This window comes from Pseudoxanthomonas sp. PXM03 (assembly GCF_014852005.1).
Taxonomy (GTDB): domain Bacteria; phylum Pseudomonadota; class Gammaproteobacteria; order Xanthomonadales; family Xanthomonadaceae; genus Pseudoxanthomonas_A.
In genome coordinates, this window is sequence record NZ_JACVAU010000002.1 from 231,304 (window position 1) to 248,988 (window position 17,685).

Consider the following 17,685-nt stretch of genomic DNA (forward strand, 5'->3'; position numbering starts at 1 on the left):
ATGTGGAGTGATACCGCCCGATTGCTGAAGAAGGCCCAGCGTCGCCTGTGGATGAAGTACGCGCTGCGCGGCGTGGGCGGCAACGACAACCATGCGCGCCTGGATCTGGCCTATCGCGTCGAGGATCCATGGAACATGGACTCGGCCATGGAGCGCACCCGCTTCGAAGCCACCAACCGTGTCATCGAGCAGGCGTTCGGCCGCGTGGGTTCGGTACTCGAGATCGGATGCGGCGAAGGACACCAGACCCAGCATCTGGCCCGCCTCAGCGACGAACAGTACGGCCTGGATGTCAGTGCGGCCGCGGTGGAACGCGCGCGCCTTCGCCTGCCGCAGGCGCACTTCGCCGCCGCCGACCTGTTCCAGCAACCGTGGGGCGACGAGCGTCACCGCTTCGACCTCGTCACCGCCTGCGAGGTGCTGTACTACCTGAGCGATCCTGCGGCCACGATCGCCCGCATGCGTCACCTCGGCCGCTGTGGCCTGGTGACGTTCTTCGCGCCGGCGTGCGGCCGCGTGGGGCCGCACGTCGAGGCCATTCCCGGCCTGCAGAAGACCTGGATCCACCATGGCGGCACCGCCTGGCTCATCGGCTGGTGGCGTGATGAGTGATCCGTCCACCGCGCTGCAGGGGCGCGGCGTGGTCTATTTCGGCAACGACTGGAACGCGGAGAACCGGACCAGCAGCCACCACGTCGCCACACGCCTGGCGAACCGCATGCCCGTGCTCTACGTGGACTCCCCGGGCATGCGGGCGCCCAACACCTCCGGGCGCGACCTCAAGCGCGCATGGCGCAAGTTGGCCGCCGCGCTGCGGCCGCCGGTACCGATCCGCGAGGGCTTCTGGCATTGCACCGTGCCGCAGCTGCCGTTCCGGCGCATTCCCGGCGTGGAGGTCTTCAACCGGTTCTTCAGCCGCTGGGCCGTGCGTCGCGCGCTGCGCATGGTCGGCATCACCCGTTACCTGTCGTGGTTCGTCGTCCCCCACCCGGGCTTCCTCGCGCACCGCCTGGGCGAGGACTTCTGCGTGTACTACTGCATCGACGACTACGCGGCGCATCCCGGCGTGGATGCCGACCTGATCGGTCGCCGCGACGAGGCGCTCAGCCGCGAGGCCGACCAGTTGTTCGTCGCGCCACCGTCGTTGCTGCCCCTCAAACAGGCGCTCAACCCCACGGCCACGTACGCCCCGCACGGCGTGGACCTGGACCTGTTCCTCACCGCGCGCATGCCCGACACGCCCGTGGCGGAAGGCGCACGCGATCTGAAGGGACCCGTGATCGGCTACATCGGCTCGATCCACGAATGGATCGACATCGAGCTGATCGCGTGGCTGGCGCAACAGCGCCCGCAATGGAGCTTCCTGCTGGTCGGCCACCCGGCGGTCGATGTGTCTCTGCTGCGGGCACTGCCCAATGTGCGGCTGGCCGGTCCCCAACCCTACCCCACGCTCCCGCAATGGGCGAAGGCGTTCGACGCCGCCATCATCCCGTACCGGATGAACCGCCAGGTCGCCAACGCCAACCCGCTCAAGCTGCGCGAGTACCTGGCCACCGGCAAGCCCGTGGTGAGCACGTACAACCCCGAGATCGCGAAGTTCGCGCAGTGGGTCCGCATTGCGGAAGACCGGGGCGGCTTCCTCGCCGCCCTCGAGCAGGCACTGCGCGACGACAGCCGCGAGGCTGCCGACGAACGCGTCGCCGCCGTGGCAGCGCAGACCTGGGACCGCCGGGTCGAGGACGTGCTGGCCACCGTGATCCACGCGCTCGATCACCGACCACATACCTCCATGATGACCCCTGCCCCATGACCGTTCCCGCTTCCACCCGCCTGCGCGTTGCCATCGTTGGCGCGGGCTATGTCGCCACCCATCACCTCGCCGCCCTGGCCGAGCTGGATTTCGTCGATGTCGTCGGCATCTGCGACCCGAACCTCACCGCGGCGCAGGCGCTGGCCGACCGCTTCAAGGTGCCGCGCGTCGCGGCCCATCTGGACGAGTTGGCGGACCAGCGTCCCCAGGCCGTCTACGTGCTGACGCCGCCTGCCTTCCATGCCGCCATCGCCCTGCGGGCGATGGACATGGGATGCCATGTGCTGGTGGAAAAGCCGATGGCCGATACGGTGGCCGATTGCGAGGCGATGATCGCCGCCGCACGCACGCGCAAGCTGCAACTCGGCGTGAACCATTCCGACCTCTTCGATCCCGTGCTCATGCAGGCCATGCAGGCGGTGCGCGACGGATGCATCGGCGACGTGGTGTCGGTGGAGATCGTGCGCAACTCGGAGTATCCGCCGTATGCCGGTGGCCCGCTGCCGGGCTCGGTCACCCAGGGCTCGTATCCGTTCCGCGACCTGGGCGTGCATGGCCTGTATACCCTGGAAGCCTTCCTTGGGCCGGTGCGCGAACTGCGCGTGGATTGCCAGGCCCGCGGCACCGACCCCAACCTGCACTTCGACGAATGGCAGGCGCATGCGGTGGCGCGCGATGGCGTGGGCCGCCTGCTGCTGTCGTGGAACGCCCGGCCGATGGAGAACCGCGTGTTCGTGCGCGGCACGCGCGGCACGATCGAGGTGGACCGCTTCCTGCAGACATGCCGCATCCACCGGGTGCTGCCCGGGCCGAAGTTCATCGGCATCGTGGTCAACGCCTTCGCCAGTGCATGCAAGGACGTGTTCCGCGTGCCATGGAACGTGGTGCGGTTCGCCACCGGCATGCTCAAGCCGTCACCCGGCATCCGGCGGGGTGCGGCGGAGTTCGCACGCGCCGCGCGCGACAACGCATCTCCTCCCTTTACTGGCGAGGACGCGTTGCGTATCGCGCAGTTGTTGGAACCAGTCTGTGCGGCGCCCGATGCGGAGCGCATCGCGCTGCTGGAATCGCGCTACGCCGCGCTTCCGCCGGCGGACGTGCTGGTCACCGGCGCCGCCGGCTTCCTCGGCAAGCGCGTCGTCGCACGCCTGCGCGAACAGGGCAGGACGGTGCGCGTGCTGGTGCGTCGCCCGGTGGCGGCTTTCGCGCAGGACAAGGATATCCAGACCGTCATCGGCGACCTGGGCGACCCGCGCATCGTGCGCCATGCCGTCGACGGCGTGCCGCTGGTCTACCACGTGGGCGCTGCGATGCGTGGTGGACCGCGCGACTTCGAGGCCGGCACCGTCTGGGGCACGCGCAACATCGTCGATGCCTGTGTCGACGCTTCGGTGAAGCGGCTGGTGTACGTCAGCTCGATGAGCGTGTTCGATCACGCGGGACGCGACGTGAATGCGGTGATGACCGAAGCGTCGCCGCTGGAGCCGCATCCTGACTGGCGCGGTGCCTACACCCAGACCAAGCTGTCGGCCGAACGCATGGTGCTGGATGCAGTGGCGCAGCGGGGATTGCCTGCCATCGTCGTGCGTCCTGGCCAGATATTCGGGCCCGGCGCCGAGAAGGTCACCCCGAACGGCGTCATCGCCCTGGCCGGTCGCTGGGTCGCCGTCGGCGACGGCGCGCAGGCCTTGCCGCTGGTGTACGTGGACGATGTGGTGGACGCGCTGCTGTGCGCGGCCGACGCACCGGCACCGGCGCGACCGCTGTTCAACGTGGTGGACACCTCGCACATCACCCAGGCCGACTACCTGGCCCGCTGCAAGCGGAAACTCGGCGACGAAGTGAAGGTCGTGCGGGTTCCGCGCTGGATGTTCATGACGCTGGGCTTCGGCGTGGAGCAGCTGGGCAGGATCCTGCGTCGCGACGTGCCGCTGACACGCTATCGCGTGCGCTCGCTGCGGCCACTGGCGAACTTCGACACCACGGCCGCGCGCACGGACCTGGGCTGGACCCCGCGGGTGGGCGTGGAGAGGGGACTGGATGCGACGTTCGGGTGACAGCGTGACGCCGTCTGCCCGGCATGACGTGCGGGTGGAGCAGCTGCCCCCTCTGGACCTGCTGGAAACGCAATGGCGGGCCCTCGAGCAGCAATCGCGTGGCAGCTTCTTCCAGAGCTGGATGTGGATCGGCACCTGGCTTCGCACCCTGTGCCCGCTGCGGCGCGCGCGCTTGCTGTCGGTGCATGTCGAGGGCCGCGTGGTCGGCCTGGGTATCGTGGTGGAACAGCGGCGCTGGTTCGCATTGGGGCTCAAGCATGTGCGCCTGCACCAGGTCGGTGATCGCGTGGCGGACAGCATCACCGTCGAATTCAATGGCGTGCTGTCGCTCGCGGGACACGAGGACGATGTGCTGGTCGCCTGCGTCGACCACTTCGAACGCCATGAGCGCCACTGGCTGACGCTCTACCTGCCGGGCATCGACATGGACGCACTCCCGCTGGAGCGATTGCGCTCACCGCGCCTTCGCCTGCAGCGGACCAGCAGCGCGACCCCGTATGTCGATCTGGCCAGCCTGCGCCTGGGCCACCAGGATTACGTCACCACCGTGCCGGGCAGCCGCACGCGCGCCAACCTGCGCCGCACGGCTCGCAAGCTGATCGACCAGTTCGGCCCACTGGCCTGCTGCACGGCGGTGACGCTCGCCGACCGGGTGGAATTCTTCGACGAACTGGTCCGCCTGCATCAGGCGCACTGGGACGAGGATGCCGGCGAACAGGGCGCGTTCGCCGATCCGCGCATCATCGCGTTCCACCACGCCCTGATCGCGGCCTCCACGCAGGAGACCGGCGTCCATCTCATGCGCCTGGAGTCAGGCGGCACCATCGTGGGCTACCTGTACCACCTGGTCTGGCGCGGCATCGCGTATTTCTATCAGGCCGGCATCAACTACCGGCAGATCGGCGGCACGGGAAGCCCGGGACTGCTGCTGCTCAGCACGGCCATCAACGAGTTCGCCGGCCATGGCTTCGACCGCTACGAACTGATGGCCGGCAACGCCGAGTACAAGCGCTCGCTGGCCATGGCCGAAGGCCGCATGGCATGGCTGTCGGTGGACCGGGTGGGTTGGCGTGCACGCATCGTCGACCTGTACCGCCGCCGGCATGGCCAGGAGATCCTGCCGTGAGCATGTTGCGCACGCGGCTGCGGACGCTCGACGAACTGACCGCGGCCGACTTCGAAGCCTGGGACGGATTGGCGCGTGCCACCGCAGCCTCCGTGCCCTTCCTGCTGCCGGGTTTCGTGCAAGCGGCCGCGCGCTGGCTGACGCCGGATGCGCCTCCGGTGGTGTTGACCATCGAGCGCGGAAGCGATCTGCTGGCGTTGACCTGCCTGCAGCGACGCGCCGCCAATCTGTTCGTGCCGATGCCGCACTGGCGCGCGTATCGGCATCTGCATGCGTTCCAGTCCGGCAGCCTGCACCTGCCGGGCGAGGCCGGCGCCATCGCCGGCGCTTTCGCCCGCCTGATGCACCGGGGCAGTTGGCGCGAACGCGCGATCGTGTGGCACAACGCGGCCGCCGACGGCGAACTGTGGGCGGCGTTGCGCGAAGGAACCGGACTGCGCTGGAGCCAGACCGGTTTCTCGCGCAGACCGGTACTGCGCCGCATTCCGGGTGATGTGCCGGCCGCCGCGCGGGTCCGGCCGAACGTGGCGAAGGACCTGCGTCGACGGTCGCGTCGACTGCAGGAACGCGGCGATGTCAGCCTGCGCATCCTCGAAGGGCGTGAGGCCGATTCCCATGCAGCCAGCCGCCACCTGACCCTGGAGGATGCGGGCTGGAAGGGCGCACAGGGCAGCTCGATGCTCGCATCCGGCGCGGAGCGCACGTTCTTCCTGGAAGCCAGCGCGCGCCTGGCGGATCGCGGCCACATGGTGTTCGTGGAAACGCTGTGCGGCGACCGCGTGGTGGCTTCCAGCAGCAACCTGCTGTGCGGCAATGTATTGAGCGGATTCAAGACGGGCTGGGATGCGGACTTCGCCAACGCCAGCCCCGGCAAACTCAATGAATGGCACCTGCTGCAGGCCCTGGACGGGCGATGGCCAGAGCTGGCCCTGTTCGACAGCCAGGCTCACGAAGATTCCTACATGGGCGAGTTGCTGCCGGACCGCCAGCCCATGATCTCCGGCATCCTGCACGCGGGAGGACTGCCGCGTGGATTGATCGCCGCGGCGCGCCCGTTGCGCCCGCTCGCGTACAGGCGAGGGCACGATAACTGACGCCGCCCGGCATCACGCGATCTGTTCGCGGTGCCAGGCGATCTCTTCGGCCGTCAGACGCAGGCGGCGTTGCGCAGGCCTGATCATGGTCGGTGCCGGAAATTCCTCCGGTGGCAGGCTGCGCCAGAACCATGCATCGCCAATCCGCAGGCTGCGTACCGTCGCAAAGCGACTGAAGCCCATCGCATCGTGGGCCCGCAGCGAAGGCCGGTTGGACACGCTCACGTCGGAGAAATACTCCATCGGCGTGGATTCGACGCTCATCCCCTGCCCCATCATCGCCACCAGCAGGCGCCTCCCGCGCCGCTTGGGCACCACGAACGCATCGCGCAACCATACCTGGGAGGGCGTCAGTGGCAGCAGCCACGCCAGTTCGTCCATGTAGCGCGGCACGCCGTGCAGCGCCCAGAACCATGCGACCAGTTCTTCGCCCTCGAGGATGCCGAAGCAGCGCATGCCGTGGCGATAGCGCCGCAGGATGCGTTCCGGTTTTCCCGACATGCCGTTCGCGCGATACGCCGCCACCAGGCGGTCCATGTCCGCTTCCCGCAGTTCGACGAAGCGCTGCTCCTCCGACAGCGCCATCGTGCACTGCTTCGCCGCCGGCCGTCGCAGCAAGGCGATGGCATCGAAATGAATCATGGTGTGCTTTCCCCTTCTCGCACCCGATCTTCGAGGTGTCGCCGACGCGACATCCCCAGTCCCGCCAGCGCGTCCCCGACCAGGTCGCGCCCGACGCCCCACATCGCACCACCATACACAACCATGCCCACCAGCACTTCGCCCGCCAGCCGCCAGCCGATGGCCAGGTGCGCCTGCGTGGCCCACCGCCAGGCCAGCACGGCCGCCCCCATCACCACGCACGCCAGCGCGATGCGCAGCCAGGGCGCCGCCAGTCCCTGCAGGCGCAGGCCGTCGGCGCGGCATGCCCTGACGGTGAGCAGCCACTGCACGAGCGCAGCCACGCCGATGGCACCCGACGCCATCAGCACACCGCCCTTCGACAGCAGCCACAACGACGACACCAGGGTCGCCATCGTCGCCACCTCGATCCACATCAGCCAATGATTGCGCGCGTGTGCCGCGAGGAACGCGGACAGGATGAAGCTGCCCGTCCCGGGCAGCGACGCAAGGGCGAGCACGCCCAGCAACGGCGCGACCTGCGACCAGGCCGGGGGCAGCAGCGCGGCGACCAGGGTGGGCGCGCATATCGCCAGGCCCGCCGACATCGGGAACAGGAGCAATGCCGCGAACGTCAGCGCGCGCACCATCAGTGCAGGCCGCTCCTGTGGCGGCGCGCGCGTCACGGCCGGCACCATCACCGTGCCGATATGTCCCCCCACATAGACCGCGGGCAACTGCGCAAGGTTGAACGCCATGCCATAGCTGCCTGCGTCATGCGCGCCCACGAGCCGGAACATCAAGGGCTTGTCCCAGTAGCGCGCACCCTCGCTGAGGACGATCTCGCCCGTGATCGGTGCGCCGAAGCGGAGAATGTCGCGCAGCCGCGCGGCGGATACCTTCACCGGCAGCAGCCAGTCGCGCAGGCGCGTGGCCGTGATCGTCGCGCCGGCAATGACGCAGGACTGGACGATGAAGGCGATGATCATCGCCTGCCCGCCCAGCGTGGTCGTGCTGACCAGCGAGACGGCCACCACCGCATAGGCCACGTCGCCGAGCGCGGTGCCCAGCGCGATCCGTCCGAAGCGCAGCTCGCGTGCGAGCAGCTTGTCCGGCATCGCGCCGAGGCGGCGGATACCGATGCCCAGCAGGGCGCCAGGCAGGTAGTCGGCCACCCGCGGGGCCTGCAGCCAAAGCGCGAGCGTCGGTGTGGCCCACCAGAGCACTGCGATCATGGCGATGCCTGCAAGCAGGTACACCATGCTCGCGGCGAAGATGGCCTCCCTGCCCTCGCCCCCACGGACCACGACATACTGGCCGCACCCCCACGCGGCGATCCAGTTGCCGGTCAGCGCGATGACCGTGGCCACGGTCACTTCGGCCACGATGTCCGGCGTCAGGTGGCGCGCGATCAGCAACGTTCCGACCAGGCCCACGGCGCGTCCCGACAGGCCGCCGATGATGCCGAGTGCGGCACCGGAAAAGATCTTTCGGTGATCGTTCAAGCAAGCGTCCCGTGCCGATGCAAGTATCCGATGAACGGATGATCGCTCACGTCGTCTCCAGGCGCATCCCGCGCCGCCGCCAGCCTTCGCGCATCCACGCCATCATCGGCCGTTCGACGCCATGGTTCAGGCCCACCGCCAGGATCAGCGACACCGCAGTCGCCACCGCGCACGCCAGCAACGCCGGCACGCCACGCTGCTCCAGCTGATGGATCACCACGAAGCCGATGGCCTGGTGTACCAGATACAGCGCATACGAGATGCTGCCCAGGAACACGAACAGGCGCGTGTCGAGGAATCCCAGCCCGCCCCGGAGGAACAGCGCGAAGATCGCGCAGCAGGCCAGCGCCACCGGCAGGAACACCGGCCGTTCGCCGATCGCGATGGCCAGCAGCGCCAACAGCACCATCACGAAGTTGAGCCGCCACTCGCCCGGATGGCGATGCATGCGATAGAAGAGAATGCCCAGCGCGAAGAACGGAATGAAGCGCAGGACCAGCAGTTCCCGCACCCAGTACGAGAAGTGCCAGTGATGCTTCTCGCACAGGCCCTCGACCGTCGCCAACAGCAGCCATCCGCCAATGATCCAGTGGATGCGCCTGAGCTGGCCGACCACGAACCAGAACAGCATCTGCACGTAGAAGAACAGCTCGATCTGCAGGGTCCAGTAGGACCCATCCAGATGCTCGGCACCGAGGATCTCCTGCACCATCGTGAAATTGAGCAGCAGCGCCCCAAGCGGAAGCTGCTGCATCGACAGCCCGGCGGCATACACCACGGCGGCGGTGAGCATGACGGCCGCCCAATAGCCCGGAAAGAGCCGGGAGAAGCGCGACACCACGAAATCCATCGCGTTGCGCGTGCGCTCCAGCGTCATGAAGATCACGAAACCGCTGATCAGGAAGAACAGGTAGACGCCGTACTTGCCCACCCGCAGGTCGAGCGCCATGCCGCCGGCATGGCCTATCTGCTCCTGATAACGCGTTGTGAAGTGGTAACCCAGCACGGCGACAGCGGCGATACCGCGCAGGGCGTCCAGTTCCACCATCCGCGAGGGCGTAGACGTTTCGTGACCCACCCTGTTCCCCTGCATCGGCATGACTCGGTTCTGATAACGCCAACCACACCGTGCTGCGGACAGCATGGCCGCCTCTCCTCCACGACTCCTGCATGCGTATCCTGATCGTCACCTCCCAGTTCCCGATCGCCGGCGAACCCAACCGCGGCCGCCCCGTCTACCAGACCGTGCGCGAGCTGTCGCGGCTCGCCGAGGTGAAGGTGATCAGCCCGGTCGCTTCGTATCCCCGCTGGGCACGGCCGCGCAGCTACCTGTATCGCCCCGTGGAAGATGCGCAGGTCGCGCCCGGCTGCGACGTGGACCATGTGCGCTATCCCGCGTTGCCGGCGATCAGCCGCCCTTTCAATGGCCATCTGTGTGCACAGGCGCTTGCCGCGCCGCTGCGCGCCTTCGCGCCTGACGTGGTGCTGGCCTACTGGCTGTACCCGGACGGCTACGGCGCGATGCGGGCTGCACGCGCGGCCGGCGTCCCCTTCGTCGCGGGTGCGCGCGGCTCCGATCTGCGCGTGCGGGATGCCATCAGCCGCCGCCTGACCCGACCCGTGGTCCGCGCGGCGCGCCGGCTGTTGGTGGTCAGCGAAGACCTGGGACGCGTTGCGGTCGACGGCTACCGTGCCGAACCCCATCGCATCCGCGCGATTCCGAATGGCTGCGATGCCAGTCTGTTCCACCCCGGCGACCGCAGCGCCGTGCGGCGCGCGCTCGGCGTGGCGGAGGATGCCGAGGTGGTGCTTTACGTGGGCCGTCTCGTCGCCGAGAAGGGCCTGCGCGAACTGCTGCAGGCGTCGCGCCGCCTGGCAGCGCAGCGGCCGCGCGCCCGTGTGGTGCTGGTGGGTGAAGGTCCGCTGCGGGCCGAGCTGGACGCGGCGCTCGCTGCCGATCCCTCGTTGCCGCTGCAACTCGCCGGTGCACAGGCACCCGCCGACGTGGCGCGCTGGATGGTCGCTGCCGATGTCGTCACGCTGCCCAGCTATTCGGAAGGTCATCCGAACGTGCTGGTCGAAGCCCTGGCATGCGGCAGGCCCGTGGTGGCGACCCTTGTCGGCGGCATCCCGGAAGTCGTGGATGCGGCCAACGGCATGCTGGTCCCGGCCCGCGATGCGGACGCGCTGGCGGCCGCACTGGCGCAGGCACTGGAACGGAACTGGGACGAAGCCGCACTCGCGCGGCGCTTCTCCCGGGATTGGGAGCAGGTCGCCCGGGAAACCCTGGATGCCTGCGGGGAAGCGCTCGCCGAAACGCATGCCGGCCGGTCGTACTACGCCACCGGCCAGGCCTGACAAGAACACGGACAGGGGAAGCAACACATGTGCGGAATCGCGGGTTTCATGGGTCCCAGCGTCGTCTCGACGGAGGCGCGGCCCTGGCTGGAGCGGATGATCCAGCCACTGGCGCACCGCGGCCCGGACGGCTTCGGTTTCCACGCTGCGCCGAGTATCGGACTGGCACATGCGCGTCTGTCGATCATCGACCTGTCCACCGGCGACCAGCCCATCCACAATCCGCGCCACACCGTGTGGACGGTGTTCAACGGGGAGATATTCAACTTTGTCGAACTGCGCAGGATGCTGGAGGACAAGGGCCACGTGTTCTACACGCAGTCCGACACCGAGGTGATCGTGCACCTGTACGACCGCTACGGCGAGGACTTCGTCCATCATCTCAACGGCCAGTTCGCCATCGCCCTGTAGGACAGCGAACGCCAGCGCCTGGTGCTGGCGCGCGATCGGGCCGGCATCCGTCCGCTGTACTACACCCGCCAGCGCGGTCGTCTGTGGTTCGCCTCCGAAGTGAAATCGCTGCTGGCGGTACTGCCGGAGTGCGCGCACCTCGAGCCGCAGGCGTTGCTGCAGACGCTGACCTACTGGGCGCCGGTGGATCCGGAGACGCTCTACCAGGGCGTGCAGAGCCTGCCACCGGGGCATGTGCTGACGGTGGAGCGCGACGGGCGCCAGCACCTGCGCCGCTATTGGGACTGGACGTTCCCCGACGCGGACGCGACATCGCCTTCACGGTACCCGCTCACGCTGGAGCAGGCCACGGCGGAGCTGCGCGAACTGCTGGTCGATGCGGTGCGCCTGCAGCTGCGTGCCGACGTTCCGGTGGGCGCCTACCTCAGCGGCGGCCTCGACTCCTCCGGCATCGTCGCCCTGATCCGCGGCTTCACCGACACGCCGGTACGCACGTTCTCGGTGGCGTTCGAGGATGGCGAGTTCGACGAAAGCGCGCACCAGCAGGCGATGGTGCGGCACCTGGGCACCGACCACACCACGCTGATGTGCACGCGCCGCGACATCGGCAATGCGTTTCCGCGCCTGATCCGCCACACGGAAACACCCGTGCTGCGCACCGGGCCCGTCCCGCTGATGCTGCTGGCCGGCAGTGTGCGCCAGCACGGCTACAAGGTCGTGCTGACCGGCGAAGGCGCCGACGAAGTGTTCGGCGGCTACGACCTGTTCAAGGAAGCCAAGGTGCGACGCTTCTGGGCGCGCCAGCCCGGCTCGCGCCTGCGACCGCGCCTGCTGGAGAAGCTGTACGGCTACCTGCAGAACTCGCCGGTGAGCAGCCCCGCGTTCGCGCAATCGTTCTTCGGCCAGGGCATGGAGCACCTCCACCGGCCGATCTTCGCGCACGTGCCGCGCTGGACCACCTCGCAGCGCGCCTTCGCCTTCCTGTCGCCGGACCTGCGGACCACGGCCGCGCACTGGGACCCGCTGGAGGCGTACGAGCACACGCTGCCGCCGGACATCGCGCGATGGAGCGATCTCGCGCGCGACCAGTACGTGGAAGCCAAGTCGCTGCTGGCCGGCTACCTGTTGTCCTCGCAGGGCGACCGGGTGGCGATGGCGAACTCGATCGAGGGCCGTTTCCCGTACCTCGACCATCGCGTCATCGAGTTCGCCAACCGCCTGCCGCCCAGCTTCAAGATCCGCGGCATGACGGAAAAGTACCTGCTGCGGCGCGCCCTGGCGGAACTGCTGCCGCCGGATATCGTGCAGCGGACCAAGCAGCCGTACCGCGCACCGGACAGCCAGAGCTTCTTCTTCGACGGCAAGCCGCTGGACTACGTCGCCGACCTGCTGTCGCCCGATGCGATCCGCGATGCCGGCTATTTCGACCCCGCGCCGGTATCGCGGCTGGTGGAGAAGTGCCGGCTTGGACGGGCGACGGGCTTCGCCGACAACCAGGCATTCGTGGGCATCCTTTCCACGATGCTGGTGCACCGGCAGACCGTCGAGGCGCGCTTGTCGCCCCTCCCGACGACACAACCTTCCGGCGCGGTCGCGTAGGACGCACACTCGGACATCTCGAGGGGAGCAAGGCATGGATTGGCGGGTCAAGGGCACCATCCAGAAAATTCTCGGCGCGCTGCCCGGTGGGCACGGGCTGCACTTCCACCTGCAGCGCCGCTTCGGCGGCCTGCGCGATTTCGACGGTGAACTCGCGACCAAGGTGGACGACTGGGAAATCATGATCGGCCACCTGCGCGGCGCCGGCGTCGTGCTGCCCGGCGTCCGCTGCTTCGAGATCGGTACCGGGTGGTACCCGACGTTCCCGTTCGCCTGCTATCTGGCAGGTGCCGCACGCGTGACCACGTACGATCTCAATCCGCACCTGCGCATGGACCTGACGTTGCGCTGTGCGGACGTGCTCGGCCGTTTCCTCGACCGCATCGCCACCGCCGCCGGAGTTCCGCTCGCCGACGTCGAACAGCGCCATCGGCAGCTGCTCGACCGCCTGCGCGCGGGTGCCGACCTCGACGCCGCCAGTGGCGGCGTGATCCATTACCGCTCGCCGGCGGATGCCACCCGCACCGCGCTTCCGGACGGCGATGTCGATGTGGTGTTCTCCAACAGCGTGCTCGAACACGTGCCGCCGGATGTGATCGATGCGATGTATGCCGAATCCATGCGGATCCTGTCGCCGCGCGGCCTGATGTTCCATTCGGTGAATTGCGGCGACCATTACGCCTACGTGGACCGCAGCATCCACCAGCTGCACTACCTGAAGTATTCCGACAACCAGTGGCAGCGCTGGAACAACGCCTTTCTCTACCAGAACCGCCTGCGCGCGCACTGGTTCGTGGAAGGCGCGCGCCGGCATGGATTCGACATCGACCTGGACACGTCCACGACGCGGCCCGAACGCATGCGCCAGCTCGCCGGCACGCCCGTGCACCCGCAGTTCGCCCACGTCCCGGCCGAGCAGCTGTGCATCACCAGCGTGGATTTCATCGCGCGCAAGCCGGCTGCGAGCGCGGCCGGCTGACCCTCGCGCGCTACTGCGACGCAGCCTGTGCCGGTGCGGGTGTTGCGGGCGCAGGAGCGATACGCAGCAGCTTGCCGTCGGGTGCCGGCGCATCCACCAGCACGTACAGCGCGCCATCCGGCCCCTGCCGCACATCGCGGATCCGCTGGTTGCGTTCGGTCAGCAGGCGTTCTTCGTGCACCACGCGGTCGCCCTCCAGTTCCAGGCGTATCAGCGCCTTGTCCGCCAGCGCGCCCAGGAACAGGTTGCCCTTCCAGCCCGGCAACGCGTCGCCGGTGTAGAACGCCATGCCGCTGAGACCGGGGGACTTCGCCCAGACATGGTGGGGCTGCTCCATGCCGGGCGCCGCCTTGCCCTGCGAACCCGGTACGGGCCGGCCGCTGTAGTCGATCCCGTGCGTGATCACGGGCCAGCCGTAGTTGAGGCCGGCTTTGGGCAGATTGAGTTCATCGCCGCCCATGGGCCCATGTTCGGTGGCCCACAACTGGCGCGTCACGGGATGCAGGGCTGCACCCTGCACGTTGCGATGCCCGTACGACCAGATCTCGCCACGGGCACCTGCGCGCGACACGAAGGGATTGTCGGCCGGCACCGTGCCATCGGGATGGATGCGCGCGATCTTGCCCGAGAGCTTGTCCAGCTCCTGCGCCGTGGCCGCACCGACGCGATTGTCGCCCTGGGTGACGAACAGATTGCCCTGATCGTCGAACACCAGCCGTGCGCCGACATGGGTGCCGTGCGAGAGCTTGGGCTCCTGCCGGTACACGACGGTCGACTCGACCAGCGCATCACCCTGCAGCTTGCCGCGCACGACCGCAGTCCCCGCCTTGTTGCCGCGGAAATTGGGCTCGGCGAATGCCAGGTAGACCCAACCGTCCTGCGGGTAACCGGGTGACAGTGCGACGTCCAGCAGACCGGCCTGTCCGTCGACGAAGATCTCGGGCAACCCGGTAAGGGGTGCCGACACGCTGCCGTCGGCGGCGATCCTGCGCAGTCGCCCCGCCCGTTCGGTGACCAGCATGCCGCCGCCGGGCAGGAAGGCGAGCGACCACGGATGATCGAGGCCGACGACCTGTTCCGACACCACGAAATCCTGCCTCTCCGACGCGTAGGCCGTAGGCGCCGGATCCAGCACCGAGCGGGGCGGCACCGCCGGCGCGGCGACGGGATCGGCCTGGCGACACGCCGCCAGCGCCACGATCAGCAGACACAGGGAGAAACGCATCGTGGACTCCTGTCGGCGCGGATACTGGGCGGCGATGGTAGCACCGGCGGATCGGGGGCCAGCCCCCCCATCCCGATGGCCGGTGATACGCGGAACCGCCGTTCATGTGAGCAGCAACGGAACAAGAAACGTTGGGGAAACCATGCCGCAGAAGCAGCAGATCAAAACTTTCATCCTGCAGAACTTTCTCTTCTCGGATGACCCTTCCGCCGTGGGCGATCAGGATTCGCTGATCCAGGGCGGCATCATCGACTCGACGGGGATCCACGAGCTGGTGTTCTTCCTGGAGGACGCGTTCAAGCTGCAGATCGCGGCGGAAGAGATGACACCCGCCAACTTCGATTCCATCCAGACCGTCGACGCGTTCGTCTCGCGCAAGCTGGCCGGCTGACCCGTCGCGTACGCCGTCGCCATGGAGCGCCTCGCCACCCGACTCGCGCGGATCGCACGTACCACGCCGCAACGCACCGCGATGGTGGAGGGCGAGCGCACGATCGACTACGGTAGCTTCTGGTCGCAAGCGTCTGGCTTCGCGCATCACCTGCGCGAGGCCGGCCTGCAGGCCGGCGAACGCGTGGCGCTGGTGCTTCCGAACAGGATCGAAGCCGCCGTGGCGCTGTATGGCATCTGGCTGGCCGGCGGCATCGCCGCGCCCCTGAATGCGCAGGCACGCTCGCGCGACTTCATGCCCTGGCTGCGCCACTGCGGTGCACGCTTCGTGGTGCATGAGAGTGGCCATCGCGACATGGAGCAGACGCTGGCGCAATGGGACGACACCGCCCCCACGCCACGCGCGATCGCGCTGTCCCCGGACGACGACCTGCCACGTGGTGAGGGCGACGACGACTGGCCGCAGGACGCTGCCGACGACACGCTGGCACAACTGCTCTACACCTCGGGCACGACAGGTGAGCCCAAGGGCGTGATGCTGAGCCATGGCAATCTCGCCGCCAACACCGATGCCGTCATCGCTTACCTGGAGCTGACGCGCGACGACGTGATCGTCAGCGTGCTGCCGTTCTACTACGCCTATGGCGCATCGGTGCTGCATACCCACCTGGCCAGCGGTGCGTGCATCGTGCTTGGCCCGGGCATGGTCTTCCCGATCCAGGTGCTCGACGCGCTGCAGCGCCACCGCGCGACCGGCTTCTCCGGCGTTCCGTCCACCTACGTGTTGCTGATGGACATGCTGGAGCGCCGCAGCCACGACCTGTCTTCGCTGCGTTACCTGACGCAGGCCGGAGGCGCGATGGCGCCCGTCGTGACCGACCGTGTCCGCGCCGTGCTTCCGGATGCGCGCCTGTTCCTGATGTATGGCCAGACCGAAGCCACGTCGCGGATCAGCTGGCTCCCGCCGGAACGGCTTGACGACAAGCGCGGCTCGGTCGGCATCCCGGTGCAGGATACGCAGTGGCGCATCCTGCGCGAGGACGGCAGCCCCGCCTCGACGGGCGAAGCAGGCGAAGTCTGCGTGCGTGGGCCCGGCATCATGCAGGGCTACTGGAACCATCCCGCCGGCACCGGGGCAGTCCTGCGCGATGGCTGGCTGCATACCGGTGATCTCGGCCATGTCGACGCCGACGGCTATCTGTTCCTGCAGGGCCGACGCAGCGACATGATCAAGACCGGTGCCCACCGCGTGCACCCCAACGACGTGGAAGAAGTCATCGCAGAACTTGCCGGCATCCGCGAAGTGGCGGTGGTCGGTATCGACGACGACACGCTGGGCCAGGTCATCAAGGCCTTCGTGGTGGCGGACGAATGCATTCCCCGTGCGGAAGACCGCATCAAGGCACACTGCCGTGCACGCCTGCCGGCCTACAAGATTCCCCGACACATCACCTTCGTCGAAGCCCTGCCGCGGACTGCATCCGGCAAGGTAAGACGCGTCCAACTGACGGAGCAGACCACGACACCATGAGCCAGCTCGATCACCATGTCCTCGACATCGACTACCAGAGCGAAGCCGACCGTATCGCGGCGCGCCTGCGCGAGATCACGGCGCGCCAACTGCACCGGCGCGGCCTGGTGGTCGCGATCTCCGGCGGCATCGACAGCTCGGTCAGCGCCGCGCTCGCGGTGCGCGCGTTGGGGCCCGACCGCGTGTTCACGCTGATCCTGCCCGAACAGGATTCCTCCGACGACAGCGCCGCGCGCGCGCGCATCCTCGCCGAGCACCTCGGCGTGCGGACCGAGACCGTGGACATCGCCCCTGCGCTGGCGGCGATCGGCTGCTACCGCGCCCGCGACGAAGCCGTGCGCAACACCCTGCCCGAGTACGGCGAGGGCTGGAAGTTCAAGATCGTCATCGACGGCGGCACCGAAGGCCGCATCAACCGCTTCCGCCTGATCGCGCAGTCGCCGGATGGCGCCATGCACGAGCGCGATCTCGCGCTGGCCGACTACCTGACGATCGTCGCCGCCACCAACTTCAAGCAGCGCATCCGCAAGACGTTGGAGTACTTCCATGCCGACCGCCTGAACTACGGCGTCGTCGGCACGCCGAACCGGGTGGAGTACGACCAGGGCTTCTTCGTCAAGAACGGCGACGGCTCGGCCGACGTCAAGCCGATCGCGCACCTGTACAAGTCGCAGGTCTACGGCATGGCACGCCACCTCGGCCTGCCGGAGCGCGTCTGCGCCGCGATCCCGACCACCGACACCTACAGCCTGAGCCAGGGCCAGGACGAGTTCTACTTCGCCCTGCCCTACCAGCAGATGGATCTCGCCATCTGGGCGCTCAACCATGGCCGCCCCGCCAGCGAGCTCGCCATCGCCCTGGGCATCACGCCGGCGCACGCGCAGGCCGTCTACGACGACGTCCGCAACAAGCGCCGCACCACGAAGTATCTGCACATGGCGCCGGTGTTGGCCGGCGACGTTCCCGAACTGGACTGAGC

The 17,685-nt window shown here is 68.2% G+C and carries 14 protein-coding genes and 1 pseudogene; 11 read left to right on the forward strand and 4 right to left on the reverse strand.

All coding sequences use genetic code 11. The features are described from left to right. Genes IB223_RS09855 through IB223_RS09875 form a run of 5 tightly spaced genes read left to right on the forward strand, consistent with a single transcriptional unit; the run spans position 1 to position 6,087 of the window. Complete coding sequence (locus IB223_RS09855) at positions 1–612, forward strand: class I SAM-dependent methyltransferase (RefSeq protein WP_185742035.1); 612 nt, start codon at positions 1–3, stop codon at positions 610–612. Next, positions 605–1,810, forward strand: a complete 1,206-nt coding sequence (locus IB223_RS09860) for a glycosyltransferase (protein WP_192201500.1) — start codon at positions 605–607, stop codon at positions 1,808–1,810. Before IB223_RS09855 ends, IB223_RS09860 begins: the two co-directional genes overlap by 8 nt. After that, positions 1,807–3,867, forward strand: coding sequence for an NAD-dependent epimerase/dehydratase family protein (locus IB223_RS09865; protein WP_192201501.1), 2,061 nt, complete (start codon positions 1,807–1,809; stop codon positions 3,865–3,867). The genes IB223_RS09860 and IB223_RS09865 overlap by 4 nt, the downstream gene beginning before the upstream one ends. Further along, positions 3,851–4,993, forward strand: a complete 1,143-nt coding sequence (locus tag IB223_RS09870; RefSeq protein ID WP_192201502.1) for a GNAT family N-acetyltransferase — start codon at positions 3,851–3,853, stop codon at positions 4,991–4,993. Before IB223_RS09865 ends, IB223_RS09870 begins: the two co-directional genes overlap by 17 nt. 2 nt (positions 4,994–4,995) lie before the next feature. Continuing rightward, entirely contained in the window at positions 4,996–6,087 is a 1,092-nt protein-coding gene (locus IB223_RS09875; protein WP_225591062.1) for a GNAT family N-acetyltransferase, read from the forward strand. Between the two features lie 12 nt (positions 6,088–6,099). Here the strand turns inward: IB223_RS09875 and IB223_RS09880 are convergent, their stop codons facing one another. Genes IB223_RS09880 through IB223_RS09890 form a run of 3 tightly spaced genes read right to left on the reverse strand, consistent with a single transcriptional unit; the run spans position 6,100 to position 9,291 of the window. Then, complete coding sequence (locus IB223_RS09880) at positions 6,100–6,729, reverse strand: hypothetical protein (protein ID WP_192201504.1); 630 nt, start codon at positions 6,727–6,729, stop codon at positions 6,100–6,102. Then, on the reverse strand, positions 6,726–8,213 hold the full coding sequence (locus IB223_RS09885) for an oligosaccharide flippase family protein (RefSeq protein WP_192201505.1): 1,488 nt from the start codon (positions 8,211–8,213) through the stop codon (positions 6,726–6,728). Before IB223_RS09885 ends, IB223_RS09880 begins: the two co-directional genes overlap by 4 nt. Positions 8,214–8,259: 46 nt before the next feature. After that, positions 8,260–9,291 (reverse strand): acyltransferase, encoded by a 1,032-nt coding sequence (locus IB223_RS09890; protein ID WP_192201506.1) that lies wholly within the window; start codon positions 9,289–9,291, stop codon positions 8,260–8,262. Positions 9,292–9,383: 92 nt separating this feature from the next. Between IB223_RS09890 and IB223_RS09895 the strand changes: the two genes are divergently transcribed. The 3 genes and pseudogenes from IB223_RS09895 (at position 9,384) to IB223_RS09905 (ending at position 13,560) form a co-directional block, all read left to right on the forward strand. Further along, positions 9,384–10,571: a glycosyltransferase gene (locus IB223_RS09895; RefSeq protein WP_192201507.1), complete on the forward strand. Its 1,188-nt coding sequence runs from the start codon at positions 9,384–9,386 to the stop codon at positions 10,569–10,571. A gap of 96 nt (positions 10,572–10,667) precedes the next feature. After that, positions 10,668–12,581, forward strand: a pseudogene (gene asnB, locus IB223_RS09900) (asparagine synthase (glutamine-hydrolyzing)). A 34-nt stretch (positions 12,582–12,615) separates the two neighbouring features. Next, on the forward strand, positions 12,616–13,560 hold the full coding sequence (locus IB223_RS09905; RefSeq protein WP_192201508.1) for a class I SAM-dependent methyltransferase: 945 nt from the start codon (positions 12,616–12,618) through the stop codon (positions 13,558–13,560). Positions 13,561–13,570: 10 nt separating this feature from the next. Here IB223_RS09905 and IB223_RS09910 read toward each other — a convergent pair whose 3' ends face one another. Continuing rightward, the gene (locus IB223_RS09910; RefSeq protein ID WP_192201509.1) at positions 13,571–14,785 is read right to left on the reverse strand and encodes a PQQ-dependent sugar dehydrogenase; all 1,215 of its coding nucleotides are present in this window, start codon (positions 14,783–14,785) and stop codon (positions 13,571–13,573) included. A 142-nt stretch (positions 14,786–14,927) separates the two neighbouring features. Here IB223_RS09910 and IB223_RS09915 point away from each other — a divergent pair, with 142 nt between their 5' ends. The 3 genes from IB223_RS09915 to nadE are packed head-to-tail and all read left to right on the forward strand — an operon-like array spanning position 14,928 to position 17,683. After that, a complete protein-coding gene (locus IB223_RS09915) occupies positions 14,928–15,176 on the forward strand; it encodes an acyl carrier protein (RefSeq protein ID WP_142124353.1) in 249 nt (82 codons plus the stop codon). Between the two features lie 21 nt (positions 15,177–15,197). Continuing rightward, positions 15,198–16,706 (forward strand): AMP-binding protein, encoded by a 1,509-nt coding sequence (locus tag IB223_RS09920; protein WP_192201510.1) that lies wholly within the window; start codon positions 15,198–15,200, stop codon positions 16,704–16,706. Continuing rightward, positions 16,703–17,683, forward strand: a complete 981-nt coding sequence (nadE, locus tag IB223_RS09925) for an NAD(+) synthase (RefSeq protein ID WP_192201511.1) — start codon at positions 16,703–16,705, stop codon at positions 17,681–17,683. The genes IB223_RS09920 and nadE overlap by 4 nt, the downstream gene beginning before the upstream one ends. Positions 17,684–17,685: the final 2 nt, after the last annotated feature.